Genomic DNA, 16,650 nt, shown 5'->3' with positions numbered 1-16,650 from the left:
TCGGAAGGTCCTCGGGTGCAGAGTCATCGGGGGAGAAATGCGATCGTCGGGCGCTTCACGGGCGGCGCGCAGGCACGGCCAACGGTTCGGCACGCCTCGCGGTGATGGCGACGGTCGTGGCGAAGGCTGGCGCGGCCGCTGCGGCCGACGGGCCTGTCGGTCGACCGGCCGCCTCCACGGTCCACTGGCCCACGAGTTCGCCAGCCACCGAACGGCCGTCGAACGAATGCCGCACCGGACCGCCCGGGCCATCGATACGTGCGCCGAACGTGACCTTGTCGCCCGCAATCGCCGCCCGGTCGAGCGGGCCGCTGCGCGCCCCTACGCGCAGGGTGCCGGACAGAGACTGGTAATCCTGGCGCAGCTCGGCGCGGAAACGCTCGCTGCGTCCACGCTCGGCGACGCTGCCCTCCCAGGCGCCTTGTACGTAGGCCGGGACCACCCAGAGGTAGACCGTGCTGAACGGCGGCCCGAACGCACGGTCTGGCACGTCCACCTTGATCGTGGCATCGGGTTTCCAGTCGCCCAGCCGGAAGTCGTGCGACACGATGCGCGTGCCCGGCCGCAGGCGGGCGAGCCGCGGCTGCAGTTCCATCAGCAGCCTGGGCAGCAGGTAGAGCGTCACCACGGTCGCCTGGGACAGATCGGTCTCGAACAGGTCGCGCCGCTCGAAGGCCACCCGGGCAGACAGGCCGAGCTGCCGTGCCTCGTCGTTGCTCGACCGTACCAGGTCCGGTTCGATCTCGACGCCCAGTCCGCGCGCCCCGCGACTGCGCGCCGCTTCGATAACCACGCGACCATCTCCAGATCCGAGGTCGACCACGAAATCGGTATCGCCGACCCGCGCCAGTTCGAGCATCACCCTGACCACCGGCCACGGCGTGGGAACATAGGGCGCGCCGGCGACCGGCGCAGCCTCGACCGGCTGCGCCAGGGCACGACCGACCGGGACTGGAGAAGGTGCCAGCCAGAGCATGCCGGCGCAAGCAGTTGCCGCGGCGATCGCGGCGGGCGCCTTTCGGCGCGTGCCGGGGCAAGGTGCCATCCTTCCCACTCCGTCTGCCTGCATTCCCGCCATGTCCGCCGTCCGCTCGCCCGCGCAACGATGCATCCGGCATCCGATCGCTGCCGTGCAACAGTGCCGAGTGTATGACGAGCGCACGCCAGTGGCAAAAGCGCCCGCCACAACGGAAAAAGCCCGCCGAAGCGGGCTTCTCCTGTTGCCGGTCAGGCAGGATTACGTCGGTAGTCAGGCGCCCTGCTTCGCCTCGTTGCCGAGCACCGGGTAGCGCACGTTCTCCACCATCTCCTGCACCGAGCGGCCAGGCGGCGCGGTGAGCAGCGACACGACGATCAGCGTCAGCATGCCGGCTGGCATGCCGAAGATGCCCGCGGAGATCGGCGCGATGCCGAACCAGAGGTCGATCTTGTAGCCGGTCATCGCGGTGAAGAACGGATAGGTCGAGATCTGGTAGTACATGCAGACGGCCAGGCCAGTCAGCATGCCGGCGATGGCACCGGCCTTGTTCGCACGCTTCCAGAATACGCCCAGAACGAGCGCAGGGAAGAACGCAGACGCAGCCAGCGAGAACGCCGCACCGACCAGGAACAGGATGTCCCCGGGGTTGAGCGAAGTCACGTATGCCGCGACGATCGCCACCACCAGCAGCAACGCCTTGGCCATCACCAGTCGCTTCTGGGTCGTGGCGCTCGGGTTGACCATCTTGTAGTAGACGTCGTGCGAGAGCGCGTTGGCGATGGTCAGCAGCAGGCCGTCCGCAGTGGACAGCGCCGCCGCGAGGCCACCCGCCGCGACCAGGCCAGAGATCACGTACGGCAGGCCGACAATCTCAGGCGTGGCCAGCACGATCACGTCCTGCCCGAGGGTGATCTCGGCCAACTGAACGATGCCGTCCATGTTGACGTCGACCACCGACAGCAGCTTCGGATCGACCTTGCTCCAGGCCGCTACCCAGGCTGGCAGGTCGGAGAAACTGTCACCGACCAGCAGCGTGTAGATATCGAACTTGGCCAGCACCGCCAGCGCCGGCGCGGTGAAGTAGAGCAGGAAGATGAAGAACAGCGACCAGAACACCGAGCGCCGGGCCTCCTTCACCGACGGCGTGGTGTAGTAGCGCATCAGGATGTGCGGCAGCGCTGCAGTACCCACCATCAGGCAGAACACCAGCGCCAGGAAATTGATGCGCGCGGTGTCGCGTGCAGCTTCGGTGGCGCCCGGGAACGGTGTCGCGTGCGGACGCGGCGGTGCCGCACGTGCGGTGTTCGCGTTGCGTGCCGCGGTCCACGCGGTACGCGCGGCATCCGCGCTCGCCGGGTAGCCAGCGAGGGCCTTCTCGGCGGCCGCGACCGCCTCGGCGGGCGCATTGGATGCCTTCAGGTCGGACACCTTCTGCGCGAGGTCGGCGCGTCCCTTCTCCCAGGAGGCGGGCAAGCCCTTGATCTGCGCATCGAGCGCGGCGGCGCGCTCGCGGAAGATACCGCGCACCTCGAGTTCCTTCGGATCGGCGGTCAGAACCTTCTCGCGCTCGGTCACTTTCTCTAGCACCGTGCCGTAGACCGCCTGCGGCACCGGGATGCCGGTGTGCTTGTACGCCAGCATCATCACCGGAATCATGTAGGCGACGATCAGGATGATGTACTGCGCCACCTGGGTCCAGGTCACTGCCCGCATGCCGCCGAGGAACGAACACACCAGGATGCCCAGCAGGCCGACGAACACGCCGACGCCGAACTCGAGCCCGGTAAAGCGCGCGGTGATCAGCCCGACGCCATAGATCTGCGCGACGACGTAGACGAACGAGGCGAGGATCGCGGCGAACACCCCGATCGTGCGCACGATGTTGCCGCCGTAGCGTTCGCCGAGGAAGTCGGGGATGGTGAACTGGCCGAACTTGCGCAGGTAGGGTGCCAGGAACAGCGCGACCAGCACGTAGCCGCCAGTCCATCCCATGATGAACGCCAGCCCGTCGTAGCCCTGCAGGTAGAGGCCGCCAGCCATGCCGATGAACGACGCGGCCGACATCCAGTCTGAGCCGGTGGCCATCCCGTTGAACACCGCTGGCACGCGGCGTCCGGCGACGTAATACTCGGACAGGTCGGTGGTGCGGCTCATGATGCCGATGCCGGCATACAGGCCGATGGTCGCCAGCAGGAACAGGTAGCCCAGCGTCTTGTTCGGGACGCCCATGTATTCGAGTATCGCGACCCCGACCAGGAAGACGAAGAAGCCCCCGGTGTAGAATGTGTAGTACTTCGTCAGCTGCTGGGTGAAGGTCTTCTGCGAAAAGGGAACGGCACTCATTCATCGTCTCCTTCAGCTACGCCGTACTCTTTGTCGAGCCGGTTCATGTACCAGGCGTAGTAGCCGATGATCGCCACGTAGACGATCAGCGCCCCCTGCGCGCCCATGTAGAAGCCGAGCGGAAAGCCGAAGATGACGATCTCGTTCAGTTCGCGCGCGAAGAAGCTCGCAACGAAGGTGACGACGAACCAGATCGACAACAGGATCGCGGTGATCCTGAGGTTCCGGCTCCAGTATTCCTCATGACGCTGGGTGAGCTGCATGTATTCCCCCCTCCAGTTGGCGAACCGCAGCCGTCGCAGGCTGCTCGCACGTGCGATCGGTCGCGTCCTGCGGTCGATCGCGCATGTCACTGTCATGCACCGCACCCTTCAGGCGCGGCACCATTCCAATGTCCTCAGCTGCTGGCGCGCCACAGGCGCGCTGCCCGTCCCTGCTTCGTCCGTCTGGCGCGGCTTGGCAGGCTTTTTATCGATCAGATGACACAGGGTACCCAGTACCGGCAGCCATGCCAAGACCCACGTTGAATCTTTTCGCAGGAAACTGACCGATGCACGACAGGCCTTGCGTTCGCAGGCCGCGGCAATGCGGCCAGAGGCGACCTCTCCCGCTGACGACGGTCAGGGCGAAAGGGTCTCGCTTGCCACGCGCAGCACGAGGTAGACCTTCGCCACGTAGAGGAGGATCCAGGCCATCAGCACGAGCGCAAACGCCGCCAGCCCGATGTGCTGGTCGACGACGAAGCGCGGCGCGATGAAGCGGGTCGCCGCCCGCACCGGCGAAGTCATCACCGCCAGCACCCGGTAGAAGACGTTCGTTTCCCGGGACGGACCGGCCAGCAACGCCAGCAGGCCCTGCCCGAGCAGCGCGAGCCCGGCGATCTCGGCGACCGCCTTCAGCACGACGACCACGTCGTACCAGAGCGCCAGTGAACTCAATGGCCGCTCCTGCTGCCACGATAGCCCGCCATCACCGTCAGCTGCCGTCGACCTTGATGCCGACCTGCTTGACGATCTTCGTCCAGCGCGCGATCTCGCTGCGCACCAGCTGGTCGTGCTGCTCCGGCGTGGAACCGACCGGCTCGGCGCCCTGGCTGGACAGCCGCTCGCGCACGCCCGGGTCCTGCAGCGCCTTGACCAGCGCCGAGTTGACGACCTTGACCACGTTCGCCGGGATGTTGGCCGGGGCGATCATGCCGAACCCGGACGACACCTCGTAGCCGGGGAACCCCTGTTCGGCGATGGTCGGCACGTCGGGCAGCGCCGGGGAGCGCTTCACGCTGGTCACCCCGAGCGGCTTCAGCTTGCCTGCCTTCACATGCGACACGAACACCGGCATCGACGCAGCCATCAGGATCACGTAGCCACCGACCACGTCGGTGATCGCCTGGCCCGAGCCCTTGTACGGCACGTGCACGTAACTGCCGCCGTTCATCGAGGTCAGCAGTTCCATCGCAAGGTGCCCGACCGTACCCGAACCGGAGGACGCATAGTTCAGCTTGCCCGGATTCTTGCGCGCCAGCGCGGCCAGCTCGCGCACGTTCTTCACCGGCAGCGACGGATGCGCGACCACCAGCGTCGGCACGTCGGCGGCCACGCCCAGCATGGTGAAGTCCTTGATGCTGTCGTACGGCAGCTTGGGCAGGATCGCAGCATTGAACACATGCGCAGAGGACACGAAACCGACCACGTAGCCATCGGCCGGCGAACGCGCCAGCACCTCGGTGCCGATCGTGCTGCCAGCCCCGCCCCGGTTCTCGATCACGAAGGTCTGGCCGAGCAGTTCCTGCATCCGGTTGGCGACACCGCGCGCGATGATGTCGGTGTTGCCGCCGGGCGGGAACGGTACGATCATGCGGATCGGCTTGGCAGGATAGGCCTGCGCCTGCGCGGCGGCAGGCAAAGCAGACAGCACGGCGATCGCCACTGCGGACATCGACAGCAGGGCCGCGGGTGAAAGGCAGGCCGGGGCCCGGTACGTATCGTGGGTCATCAACTGCTCCTCTTGTGGATTCACGCAGCCGGCCGGACTGGCACGCCGGTGCAGTCGTGTCGTGAAGCACGCCAGGACTCTGTGATCCGGTTGCGCGGCCGCCGACATCAGCAAACCGTCAGTTTACTTCACTTCACGACGATCGCTCAGCCGAGATAGGCCTTCCGCTTCACGGTCCGGGAAAGGACTGCCTGCCCCGGAAGCACTGGCGGCGGCGTCTCGTGGCCAGCCCGTACGGTGCCGGCCGCTTCATCGCCACGCATCGGAGCGCGGATTTCATGGCGAACCTGGCGGCCACCGACCTCCGCGCTGAAGATCACGCTGAGGTCGTTGCCGATCATCTCGGCGAACACCAGCTTCGCGGGGCGACCGCCGAGGCTGACCGTCCCGGTCAGGATCTGGAACCGCTGTTCGAGGTCGAGCTCGACCGGCAGCGTCTGCCCGCCCGCGACCGGCATCCTGCCCTGCCAGCGGCCTGCGCCCTGCCCCGGCACGATCCACATGTACACATAGGCGAGCCCAGGCGTACCGACCTTCTTCTCCGGCACGTCGAGCGTGATCCGGTCGTCGGGGAGCCAGTCCTCGAAGTGATAATCGTGCGTGACCACACGCGCACCCGGCCGCAGTTCGGCGAGCAGCTTCGGCCGCGCCATCATGTTCACTTCCGGCAGCAGGTACATCGTGACCACGTCCGCTCCGGACAGGTCGGTCTTGAAGATGTCGCGCTGGAAGAACTCGACCCGATCGGACACGCCTGCCTGCTTCGCACCCGCATTGGCGTAACGCACCAGTTCTGCATCGAGGTCGACGCCGAAGCCGCGCACACCCATCCGCTGCGCTGCGGTGATGATGATCCGCCCATCCCCCGACCCGAGGTCGACGATGAAGTCCTTTGCGCCAAGACGTCCCATGCGCAGCATCTCGTCGACCACTTTCTGCGGTGTAGGCACATAAGGCGAAGAGTCCGACCGGATCACCACTGCATCGCGGGCGACTGCCTGCGCGTGTGCGGCCGGGGACAGCACGATGCCAGCGGCACCCGCAGCACATGCCTGCAGCACCGAGCGTCGGGTTACGGCCGGAACTGCCGCCCCGGACATCGTCAGCAGGGCCATTCGGAAAGCGGTGTCGGAGGATTTCATTTCACCAGTCCGGTGGGGCGGAAGTAGGCCGTGGCGGGCGTGCGCACCGCGCGCCACGGATAGGTGACGGCCTTGTAGTCGGGGTCGTCACGGTAGACGACCTTGACGCTGCCGTCGATGCGGTCCCCGCGCACCTTGCCGGAAAACTCCTGGCGGGTGAGCCCGACCTTGTCGAGGGTGATCTCCATGGCGAACGACAGGTCTTCACCGCGCAGCTTGACGTCGGTGCATACGCCGCGCCGATCGCCGACGCGGCAGATGCCCTCCGCCACCTGGAAACGCTGCTCGAGCAGGGCATCGTAGCGCTGCGCGCTGCCGGTGACCGGGAGCTCCCAGTTCCAGTATCCCTGGACACGAGCCGGGACGATCCAGACCAGTACCCGGCCACCTTCGGTGTCGGTGAAGTCGGGCTCCCAGCCGGGCATCTCGAAGCCGTTGGACACCAGCCGGGTACCCGGCCGCGCCTCGGCCAGCAGCTTCGGCCTGAGCAGCCGCATCAACTCCGGGAACAGCCACATGGTGATCACCGTCGCCTGCCCGATGTCGGCATCGAACACGTTGCGGTGGAAGAACTGCGCACGACCGTCGAGGCCCTGCTCGCGCGCATTCGCAGTCGCCTCGGCCACCAGCTCCGGGTTGATGTCCACGCCCCAGCCACGCACCTTCGGGTTCGCCTTCAATGCAGTGAGCACGATGCGGCCATCGCCCGAGCCGAGGTCGACCACCACGTCGTCGTCGCGCAGTTGCGCCATCCGGATCATGCGGTCGACGGTGAACTGCGGGCTGCCGACGAAAAGTGAGAAACGCTCCTGTGCGCGCGCGGCGCCGGGCAGCAGCGCGGCGCCGGCCAGCAGCGACAGGCAGGCCCGGCGTTGCCGCGATGGCAGCACAGCGTCGGCAGGACCGATGGCCGCTCCGGGCCGGTCTCCGGGGATACCGACTGGCGTCGGTTCGCGGCGCATGCTCACTTGAGGTCTATGCCGGTCGGACGGAACCAGCCGCTCTTCGCGACCCGCCGTGCCGTCCACGGCAGCTCGACCGGCTTGCCCTCGGGGATCGCCACCTTCACCGAACCCTTGATGGTGTCGCCGTTCACCTTGCCGGAGAACTCGTGCTTCGTGCGGCCCACGCCGGTGAGCGTCATGTCGAATACGAACGAAAGGTCTTCGCCGCGCAGCTTGACGTCGGTCAGGCTCTCGCGCCGGTTGCCGACGCGGGCGAAGCCCTCGGCATTCTGGAACGCCTGGTTCATGATCGCGTCGTAGGTCTGGGTGGCACCGTTGAGCGGCAGGTCCCATGTCCAGTAACCCGCCACGCGCGCCGGTACGATCCAGAGCATGATCGGGCTGGAACCTTCGCGGTCGATCACGTCCGGCTGCCACAGACCGAGGATGTTGTCGGTGCCGATCAGCTGGCCGTTGACGATGACGCGCGTGCCCGGCCTGGCCTCGGCGAGGATCTTCGGCTGCAGCAACCGGGTCAGGTTGGCGAACAGCCACATGTTGATCACGTTCACCTGGCTCAGGTCGACGTCGAACGCGTTGCGCTGGCTGAACTGGGCACGGTCGGACACGCCCTGCTTTGCCGCCTCTTCCGTGGCGGTCTTGACCAGCCATTCCTGCAGATCGACGCCCCAGCCGCGCACCTTCGGGTTGCTCTTCGCGGCCGCGATGATGATCTGGCCGTTACCCGAGCCGAGGTCGGCGACCACGTCGCCGTCCTTCAGCGCCGCAAGCTTGATCATGCGGTTCACCGCGTCCTGGCTGCTCGGCCCGAACGGCGTTGCATACTCCTGCGCCAGTGCGGCCCGGATCGGACCGAATGCACCGGCGAGCATCCCGGCTGCGGCCGTGGCCCCGGCGATGAACGTGCGACGCGACTGCTGTTCCATCTGTGTTCTCCCTGTCCCTGTTGCCTGTGGACGCCTGCGGCCCGGCCCCCCGGTCCGCAGGCGCATGATTACTTCGTCTCGACCCCCGTCGGACGGAAATACGCGGTCGTCACCGTGCGCCGTGCAGTCCACGGCAGTTCGACGTTCTTGCCGTCGGGCATGCCGATCTTCACCGTGCCCTTGATCTGGTCACCGCTCACCTTGCCGGCGAAATCGTGGCGCGTGAGGCCAACGCCGTCGAGCGTCATCTCGAGCGAGAACGAGAAGTCCTCGCCCCTGAGCTTCACGTTCTGCAGCACGCCGCGGCGGTTGCCGGCCCGGGTCACCCCCTCGGCCATCTGGAAACGCTGCTCGAGGATCGCATCATGGCTGAACGGGATGCCGTTCAGCGTGTACTGCCAGGACCAGTTGCCCTCGACCTTCGCCGGCACGATCCACAGGCCGACCGCGGAGCCTGCTTCCTTGTCCCACTCGTCGGCTTGCCACGAACCCATGTCGAACAGGTGGGTCAGCACGCGCGTACCCGGCCGCGCCTCGGCGAGGATCTTCGGGCGCAGCAGGCGCATCAGTTCCGGGAACAGCCACATGTTGATCACGGTGACATCGCGGATGTCGGCGTCGAACACGTTGCGGTGGAAGAACTGGACGCGGTCGGACACGCCCTGCTTCTTCGCCGCCTCGTTCGACTGGCGCACCAGGTTCTCGTTGATGTCGACGCCCCAGCCGCGCACCTTCGGGTTGTCGCGCGCCGCGGTGAGCACGATGCGCCCGTCACCCGAACCGAGGTCGACCACGACGTCGTTTTCCTGGATGCGCGCCAGCTTGACCAGGCGTTCGACCGTCGGCTGGGCACTGGGGACGAACAGCGAGAAGCGTTCCTGCGCGACGGCAGCGCCGCTGCACAGGAAAAGTATCGAAGCGGCGAGCAGCGTACGCAGCCCTGGGCCAGTCAGGGAATGGGTGGTCATCTTCATCCTCGGTTACTCGATCGGTCGGAAACGTGCATTGCGTGAGATGGCTTACTTGATGTTGACGCCAGTGGTCCTGAACCAGGACGCGGCCGTACCGCGGCGTGCAACCCAGGGCAGCTGCTGCGGCTTGCCCTCGGCCGGGGTCACGGTGACCGTGCCCCGGATCTCGTCGCCCTCGACCTTGCCGGAGAACGCATGGCGCGTGCGCCCGACGCCTTCGACCGTGATCTCCATCGCGAACGAGATGTCGGCACCCTGCAGCCGCGCGTCGCTGACCGACTCGCGGCGGTTGCCGACGCGTGCATGCCCTTCGATCATCTGGAACTGCTGGCTGAGCAGCAGGTCGTACGGGCGTGCCTCGCCGCCGAGCGGCAGTTGCCACGACCACGCACCCTCGACACGGGCAGGCACGACCCACACGAGGATCGGGCTCTGGCTGCCGTCGCCGCGGTCGACGCGGTCGGGTTGCCAGTTGCCCATCATGTTGCCGTTGTCGATCAGCGCGCCGTTGACGATCACCCGGGTACCGGGCCGCGCTTCGGCGAGGATCTTCGGCCGCAGCAACTGCGTCAGGCTGCGGAAGAGCCACATGTTGATCACCGTGACCTCGCGCAGGTCGACGTCGAACGCATTGCGATGGAAGAACTGCGCGCGGTCGGACAGGCCTTCCTTCTTCGCCGTCTCGTTGGCGGCCGCCACCAGGCTCGCTTCGATGTCGACACCCCAGCCGCGCACCTTCGGGTTGCTGCGTACCGCCGCGAGCACGATGCGCCCGTCGAACGAGCCGAGGTCGACCACCACGTCGCCGTCGCGCAGGGCGGCGACCTTGACCATGCGGTCGATGATGAACGGGCTGCTGCCGGCAGGAAACGACCACTGTTCCTGCGCGGCGGCAACGGCCGGCAGCAGAAGCCCGGCAATCAGGATGGCGCGGGCGCGCCGCAGGATGTCAAAGCCCATGTAGCCTCCGTGGTTCACTTCGCCGCCAGCCCGGTGGGCTGGAAATAGGTCGTGCTGCTGGTACGGGCCGCGCGCCAGGGCAAAGTGACGGCCTTGCCGCCATCCGGGGTGACTCGCACCGTACCCTCGATGGCATCGCCCTTCACCGTGCCGCGGAACTCGTGCGTCACCAGCACTCCGGGATCGATCGTGATGCGCAGGCCGAACGACACCTGGTCACCACGCAGCCTGAGGTCGGTGAACAGGCCGCGCCGATTGCCCACGCGGACGATGCCTTCGCCCACCTGGAAGCGCTGCTCGACGATCGATGCGTAATTCACAGGCTGGCCGCCGACCGGCAGGGACCAGTTCCAGTAGCCGTGGATCTTCGCAGGCACGATCCACAGGCTGATCCGCGCCTCCGCGCCGGCACCGCCGAACTTGTCCGGCGCGAAGAAGCTGATCTGCTCGTCCGGATCCCAGGTGCCGAAATTGAAGTCATGGCTGACGATGCGCGTTCCCGGCTGCAGTTCGTTCAGCAGTTTCGGGCGCAGCATCCGCATCAGTTCGGGGAACAGGTACAGGTTGACGACCGTCGCCTTGCGCAGGTCGGCATCGAACACATTCTGCTGAATGAAGGTGACCCGGTCGCTCACGCCCGACTTCTTCGCGATCGACGCGGCGAGGTCCACCAGTTCCGGGTTGATGTCGACCCCGAATCCGCGCGCGCCGTGCAACCGGGCGGCAGTGGTGACGATACGACCGTCTCCGGACCCGAGGTCGACCACGACGTCCGACTTGCCGACGCCGGCCATCTTCGCCATCGCCTCGGCCACGCTCTGCGGGCTCGGGACATACAGCGAGAAGCGCTCCTGCGCAACTGCCGACAGCGGGGCGGCGACCAGGCCGAGCAACAGCAGGGCCGCGGCGGCCAGCCCTGCAGCGCCGCGCGGCACGCGGGGGATTCGATCGGCCACTGCCGTTGCGCCCCCCGCCCTCGCTTGGTCGTTGCACAGCTGGTGTGGCATTTCCGGTCCGGTTCCCGTGGCGCGTATGGTCTTTTCGATGCGCGAACTGTCCCGCACGCCAGGTGCGGAGAATCGCGGAGCGCAGTTTGCCTGCAACGGCGCCGAATGTCAGCGCGTCGAACGGATTCGATCGGCCTTGCGGCCTGCTGCCCGCCCCCGAGTCACCGCCTCGCGGTCCTCCGGGCCTGCCAGCGGACTTCCGCGCCGCGGTGGTTGCGCGCCACCCCGGACATCGTTTCACCTTCTACCCGGCCTTCGAACTGCCAGGGCATTGCCGGTGGTCCGCCGGCGCGGACCGGCAATACCGTGGCAAAGCGCAGTCGATCACCGGCGAGCCGGGCATCGCGTGCCTCCAGGATCTCGCGCCCCACGCTCACTTCGGCATCGAGGATCTGGTTGACCTGCAGCAAACGCAGTTCGAGCGGACCCTGGGGCAGGTCCTCGGGTGACGTTCCGGTCAGCGTCAGCGCCCAGCGGCCATGGATTTCGGCCGGCACCACGTACAGGAAAACCGTGCTGTCGCCGCCGCGCCCGTTGTTCTTTTCCGGCGCGAAGAACGTTTCGGTGGCATCGGCCCGCCAGCCCTCGAACGGAAAGTCGTGGCTGACGATGCGACTGCCGGGGCGCAACTGGCGCAGCAGCACCGGACGCAGGCCCTGGATGATCGGTGGCAGCATGTAGAGCGTAACGACTGTCGCCTTGCGCACATCGGCTGCGAACACGTCGCCGCGCTCGAAACGCACCCGCGCGGCGACGCCGGCCTCGGCGGCATTGCGGTTCGACAGTTCGACCAGCCTCGCATCGAGGTCGACGCCGGCACCGCTGGCACCGAACTTCAGGGCGGCGGTGATCGGGATGCGGCCGTCGCCGGACCCGAGATCGATCACATGGTCGTCCTTGCCTACGGAGGCGATCGACAGCATGCGCATCACCGTGTTGGTCGGGGTGGTGATGAACGGCGAGAACGGCTTGTCGTCCTGGGCCCACGCCGCGCGCCCCGCGAGCACCAGCGGCAGCGCGGGCATGGCGAGCCAGCCGCCAGCGCACGCCACGGCGATGCGGCGGCGCCCGAGGTCGGGAAGGCCGGTCGCCATCTAGCGCACCCCTGCCGACGGATCGATCGACACCACCTTGCCACCGGTGCGCGAGGCGGCCCAGGGCACGCTCGACTCGACCTTGTCGAACAGGCGCAGCATGCCCTCGACCGTATCGCCCCGTACCTTGCCCGTGAAGTCGTGCCGCAGCGTTCGTCCGTTGATGTCGACCATGGCGGTGATGCGCAGGTCCTCTCCGCGCACGGTGGCCAGCGTCACGTTGACCGGCTTGCCGCCGGCGGTGCCGCGTACCTCGATCTCCTGCAACCGCTGGCGCACCGACATCTCGACCGGCTGGCCGCCAGGCAGCTTCCACTGCCAGGTGCCGGAGACGTTGGCTGGCACGATCCACAGATAGACGTAGCTGACCCCCGGATTGCCGACCTGCTTCTCGGGAACCTGCATCGTGACCGCCTCTTCCGCCCGCCAGTCGCCCATGTTGTAGTCGTGCGAGACGATGCGGGAACCGGGGCGCAGTTCGGCCAGGAGTTTCGGCCGCAGCCTCAGGTTCAGGTCCGGCAGCAGGTACAGCGTGATGACGCTCGCCGCGCTGACGTCGGTCTCGAACATGTTCCGCTTCTCGAAGGTGACCCGCTCGGCGACGCCCTGCTTCTTCGCGTTGTCGTTCGCCTGGCGCAGCAGTTCGTCGTCGAGGTCGTAGCCGCGGCCGCCCCTGGCGCCGAACTTCGCCACCGCCGTGATCAGCTGGCGTCCGTCGCCCGAACCCAGGTCGATCACGAAGTCGGCGGGACCGACGCGCGCCATCGACATCATCCGGTTGACCACCACCTGCGGCGTGGGTACGTAGACCACGTCCCCGGCTCCGGTCTGCGCCCGCAGCAGCGGCGCCGATGCCAGCGCGCCCGCACCGGCAGCTGCGGCAACGCCGAGCATCCGCCGGCGCAGCGGGTCGGCAGGCAGCAGTTGCCGCGACGCGTGCGACGAACGTTTCGAATCCATCGATGTACCTCCGGGAACCTTCATTTGAGCCTCGATGCGGCAAACCGCGTCGTCGCCGAGAGCGTCGATTCGATCGTACCTTCCATGCGGTCGCCATCGACCCGCGCGCGCACGATGGCCCGGCCGGGCCGGCCACCCGGGCCATCGACCGGGAGGGCGAAGCGCAGGTCGAGTCCCCTGAGCGAGGTCGCGTCCAGCCGGCGCGGCACGCGCCCGCCGAGTCCGATCGTGCCCTCGAAATCATTCAGCGTCTTGCGCAGTACGAGTTCGCCGCGATCCAGGGCTGCGACCCCGGGGGCCTCGACCGCCCAGCGGCCCTCGACGCGCGCCGGAACCAGGAACAGGTAGACCGTCGTGGTCGGTATGCCGGTGATCGCGACCTTCTCCGGCACGTCAAAGGTGAATTCGCTCGCGGCGCGCCAGTCCTCGAAATGATAGTCGTGCGCGACGATACGCGTGCCCGGCCGCAGGTCTGAAAGGAAACGCGGGCGCAGCTTCATCATCATCCACGGCAGCAGGTACAGCGTGAGTACCGTCGCCTCGCGCACGTCGGTGTCGAAGATGTTGCGCTCCTCGAATCGCACCAGGTGGCCGACGCCCTCGCGGGCCGCGGTGTCGTTGGCGAGGCGGACCAGCTCGCCGTCGATGTCCACGCCATAGCCGCGGGCACCGTGGCGTTTCGCCGCGGCGATCACCAGCCGGCCATCGCCGCAGCCGAGGTCCATCACCAGGTCTTGCGCGCCGATGGTTGCGGTGCGGATCATCTGGTCGACCACCGGCCAGGGCGTCGGCACATACGGACCGCCGTTACGGTCGAGCGGCTTCGTGGCAGCCGGGGACTGTGCCAGCAGCGGCATCGCGCCGAGTCCCAGCCCGGCACCGCCGAGCCCCGAGGCCAGCGCCAGCATCCCGCGCCTGCGCATGCGCACGCGCTTCATCAGCTGCCGCGGACGTAAGTCCAGGCGCCTTCCGGCCCGGGCTCGACGACCGTGGCACGGGTCATCCGGAACGGCGACTCGCTGCGCCGGCCTTCGGTCTCGGTGCGGAAGTAGCCTTCGATGGTGTTGCCGGTCGAGCCCGGACCACGCACCACGCGCCCGAAGAAACGGCGGAAGGTGAACTGCCGGTTCACCTCTTCCATCATGATGAAGGTGAGGCGGTCGCCGGCGAGCCGGATGTCGCGCAGGCCGACCTTCGCACCATCGGCCTTCACTTCGGCATCGATGTCCTGGAAGCGCTGGCGCAGCACGATCTCGTGGTCACGCGGCCCGATGCCGGGCAGGTCCAGCCGGGCCGTCCAGATACCCGCGATGCGCGCGGGGACCCACCAGAAGAATACCTGGCTGCCGTAGTCGCGCAGGCGGATGTGCAGGTCAGGCTTCCAGTCGCCGAGGTCGAAGTCGTGCGATACGATGCGCGTGCCGGGTCGCAGTTCGGACAGCAGCTTCGGACGCACGCGCAGGTTGACCTTTACCCCGAGGTAGAGCGTGACGACGGTCGCCCTCGACAGATCTGCGTCGAACAGGTTCTGCTCGGTGAACTGCACCTGCCCGGAGACGCCGGCGACCCTGGCCAGTTCGATGCTCTCTCGCACCAGCGCGGGATCGATCTCGTACCCGATGCCGGGCGCGCCCCACTCGCGCGCCGCCGCGATGTTGATGCGTCCGTCGCCCGACCCGAGATCGATCACGAAGTCGCCGGGCACCACGTTCGCCACACGCAACATCGTGTCGATCAGGGTGAAATTGGTCGGCGCAAACGGAACGTCGAGCTTCAGTTGAGCGCGGGCACTGCCGGACGGCAACGCGAGCGTGCTGCCGACAGTGGCCGACAGCGCGGCGAGCAGCGAGCGACGGCGGGGATTCGGCGGCATCAACCGTGTGGGCGAGGACAGACGTTGCGAAGGCGCGAAGTCTAGCATGGCGCCTTCGACCGATCGTTCCGGCCCGGACGGGCCGGCGAGCAGGCGTTCGTCAGCGAACATAGCCCTCCCAGGGCGCGATCGCCGTCGCGCTGGCCATGTAGAGCGGATGGCGCGGATGCCCTTCCCGGGTCAGCCCGAGTACGCCCAGGCGTATGCCCTCGCGGCCGAGGCGCGAGGCCACGCGCTGCCCGCGGTCGGACAGGGCCCCGTGCACGCCCCAGGCGCAGACCACCTGCCCCGCCTCGCCAGCCATCGCCAGGATCGCCGCATCGTTGCGCGGCCCGACCGGGGACGGATGTGCGTACAGGGCTTTCGGATCGGTGCTGCGCAGCGCGAAGATGTTCGCCACCAGCAGGCCGCCGAAACCGCTCGCACGCGCGCGACGCTCGCAACGTTCGACCGTAGGGTCGTTGCGCTCCTCGTCGGCCGTCGACGGATTGAGCATGATCATCAGCAGCGGCGCGCGGGACAGGTCCCAGTGGCGCCACAGCCGGTATCGGTACAGCCGGTCGCGCGAGAAGGTCGCGCCGGCGGAAACACGCACGCGCACGATCGCGCCCGCCCCGCTCTTCCGGGGTGGTGCGCGGCCGTGGACCGGCGCCTCGCTCAGTTTGCCGCGAAGCAGTACAGCCGCCCGTCGCCGCCGGTACTGCGCAGCGCCTCGATGCTGCACGCCTTGGACGGATGCGAAGCGTTCCATGAGCGCGACGCCTCGTCATCCCTGAGCCCGACGCGGTCGTGGTGACCGACCATGGCAGAGCCGGCGGCGCTGCGCGTCCAGTTGCCGCAGGTACGGTCGTCACCCGCCGGGAAAGCGGTGCCGTCGGCCTGCGACCCGGTGAGGATGTCATGCATGTTCGGCTTGTCGCTGCGCCCGTTCAGCGTAACGCCCTTGTCGGTCAGCGCGGTCTGCAGGTTCAGGTTGTTGTTGCCGTGCAGTTCGGCGACGCTGGAGGCGATGACCACGCCCTTCGCGTTGACCCACGGACCGCGGCCGATCCGGTCGCGCGCGTTCACTGCTGGCGCATCCGGCGTGGCCTGCGTGCTGAGGTAGGCGCGCCAGGTGCGGCGGCCACCGGCGCCGGCCTCTTCGGCGAGCCTCTGGCACAGCGCATCGGCACCGGCGAGACCACCGAAATCGGCGCCCTTGCCCGAATCGACGCTGGTGATGAAGAAGGTCATCGGCGACTTCGGCTCTTCGATCAGCATGCAGCCGGCCAGCACTGTTGCGGACGCCGCGAGCGCCCATTTCCTGAGTTTCATTCCCGGTTCCCCCTTTGGTCGTGACGGGCTTCGGCACATCCCCCCCGCGCACCGTCCACCGCAGTGTGCGCCTTTGCCATGCAATGGCAAGGGCGCACAGCCCCGAAGCAGGGTCAGTCCCCGC

17 protein-coding genes are annotated in these 16,650 nt (G+C 67.6%); all 17 read right to left on the bottom strand.

Features of this window, described 5'->3' with window-relative positions; translation table 11 throughout:
* Positions 1 to 55: 55 nt before the first annotated feature.
* The 17 genes from ING98_12970 to ING98_12890 all read right to left on the bottom strand — a co-directional run bounded on the left by ING98_12970 (position 56) and on the right by ING98_12890 (position 16,472).
* Positions 56 to 1,045, bottom strand: a complete 990-nt coding sequence (locus tag ING98_12970; GenBank protein MCA3102780.1) for an SAM-dependent methyltransferase — start codon at positions 1,043 to 1,045, stop codon at positions 56 to 58.
* 204 nt (positions 1,046 to 1,249) lie between these two features.
* Positions 1,250 to 3,322 carry a cation acetate symporter gene (locus ING98_12965; GenBank protein ID MCA3102779.1) on the bottom strand — a complete coding sequence of 691 codons (2,073 nt, stop codon included), beginning with the start codon at positions 3,320 to 3,322 and terminating at the stop codon, positions 1,250 to 1,252.
* Positions 3,319 to 3,585, bottom strand: coding sequence for a DUF4212 domain-containing protein (locus ING98_12960; GenBank protein MCA3102778.1), 267 nt, complete (start codon positions 3,583 to 3,585; stop codon positions 3,319 to 3,321). Before ING98_12960 ends, ING98_12965 begins: the two co-directional genes overlap by 4 nt.
* 357 nt (positions 3,586 to 3,942) lie before the next feature.
* Positions 3,943 to 4,251: a hypothetical protein gene (locus ING98_12955; protein MCA3102777.1), complete on the bottom strand. Its 309-nt coding sequence runs from the start codon at positions 4,249 to 4,251 to the stop codon at positions 3,943 to 3,945.
* Between the two features lie 46 nt (positions 4,252 to 4,297).
* The gene (locus ING98_12950) at positions 4,298 to 5,257 is read right to left on the bottom strand and encodes a tripartite tricarboxylate transporter substrate binding protein (protein ID MCA3102776.1); all 960 of its coding nucleotides are present in this window, start codon (positions 5,255 to 5,257) and stop codon (positions 4,298 to 4,300) included.
* Positions 5,258 to 5,460: 203 nt separating this feature from the next.
* Positions 5,461 to 6,456, bottom strand: coding sequence for a class I SAM-dependent methyltransferase (locus ING98_12945; GenBank protein ID MCA3102775.1), 996 nt, complete (start codon positions 6,454 to 6,456; stop codon positions 5,461 to 5,463).
* Positions 6,453 to 7,418 (bottom strand): methyltransferase domain-containing protein, encoded by a 966-nt coding sequence (locus ING98_12940; GenBank protein ID MCA3102774.1) that lies wholly within the window; start codon positions 7,416 to 7,418, stop codon positions 6,453 to 6,455. Before ING98_12940 ends, ING98_12945 begins: the two co-directional genes overlap by 4 nt.
* Before the next feature lie 2 nt (positions 7,419 to 7,420).
* Positions 7,421 to 8,347, bottom strand: coding sequence for a methyltransferase domain-containing protein (locus ING98_12935; GenBank protein MCA3102773.1), 927 nt, complete (start codon positions 8,345 to 8,347; stop codon positions 7,421 to 7,423).
* Between the two features lie 68 nt (positions 8,348 to 8,415).
* Positions 8,416 to 9,315, bottom strand: coding sequence for a methyltransferase domain-containing protein (locus ING98_12930; protein ID MCA3102772.1), 900 nt, complete (start codon positions 9,313 to 9,315; stop codon positions 8,416 to 8,418).
* A gap of 51 nt (positions 9,316 to 9,366) precedes the next feature.
* A complete protein-coding gene (locus ING98_12925) occupies positions 9,367 to 10,278 on the bottom strand; it encodes a hypothetical protein (GenBank protein ID MCA3102771.1) in 912 nt (303 codons plus the stop codon).
* Positions 10,279 to 10,292: 14 nt separating this feature from the next.
* The gene (locus ING98_12920; GenBank protein ID MCA3102770.1) at positions 10,293 to 11,285 is read right to left on the bottom strand and encodes a class I SAM-dependent methyltransferase; all 993 of its coding nucleotides are present in this window, start codon (positions 11,283 to 11,285) and stop codon (positions 10,293 to 10,295) included.
* A 161-nt stretch (positions 11,286 to 11,446) separates the two neighbouring features.
* Positions 11,447 to 12,379 carry a methyltransferase domain-containing protein gene (locus ING98_12915; protein MCA3102769.1) on the bottom strand — a complete coding sequence of 311 codons (933 nt, stop codon included), beginning with the start codon at positions 12,377 to 12,379 and terminating at the stop codon, positions 11,447 to 11,449.
* Positions 12,380 to 13,339 carry a class I SAM-dependent methyltransferase gene (locus tag ING98_12910; protein ID MCA3102768.1) on the bottom strand — a complete coding sequence of 320 codons (960 nt, stop codon included), beginning with the start codon at positions 13,337 to 13,339 and terminating at the stop codon, positions 12,380 to 12,382.
* A gap of 20 nt (positions 13,340 to 13,359) precedes the next feature.
* The gene (locus ING98_12905) at positions 13,360 to 14,277 is read right to left on the bottom strand and encodes a class I SAM-dependent methyltransferase (GenBank protein ID MCA3102767.1); all 918 of its coding nucleotides are present in this window, start codon (positions 14,275 to 14,277) and stop codon (positions 13,360 to 13,362) included.
* A complete protein-coding gene (locus ING98_12900; protein MCA3102766.1) occupies positions 14,277 to 15,323 on the bottom strand; it encodes an SAM-dependent methyltransferase in 1,047 nt (348 codons plus the stop codon). Before ING98_12900 ends, ING98_12905 begins: the two co-directional genes overlap by 1 nt.
* Entirely contained in the window at positions 15,313 to 15,963 is a 651-nt protein-coding gene (locus ING98_12895) for a DUF1643 domain-containing protein (GenBank protein MCA3102765.1), read from the bottom strand. Before ING98_12895 ends, ING98_12900 begins: the two co-directional genes overlap by 11 nt.
* Positions 15,870 to 16,472 (bottom strand): hypothetical protein, encoded by a 603-nt coding sequence (locus ING98_12890; GenBank protein MCA3102764.1) that lies wholly within the window; start codon positions 16,470 to 16,472, stop codon positions 15,870 to 15,872. The genes ING98_12895 and ING98_12890 overlap by 94 nt, the downstream gene beginning before the upstream one ends.
* Positions 16,473 to 16,650 lie beyond the last annotated feature (178 nt).

It is taken from the genome of Rhodocyclaceae bacterium (assembly GCA_020248265.1).
Classification (GTDB): domain Bacteria; phylum Pseudomonadota; class Gammaproteobacteria; order Burkholderiales; family CAIKXV01; genus CAIKXV01.
Note: the sequence above shows the minus strand (reverse complement) of the source record. Positions and strands in the feature narration are given on the sequence as shown.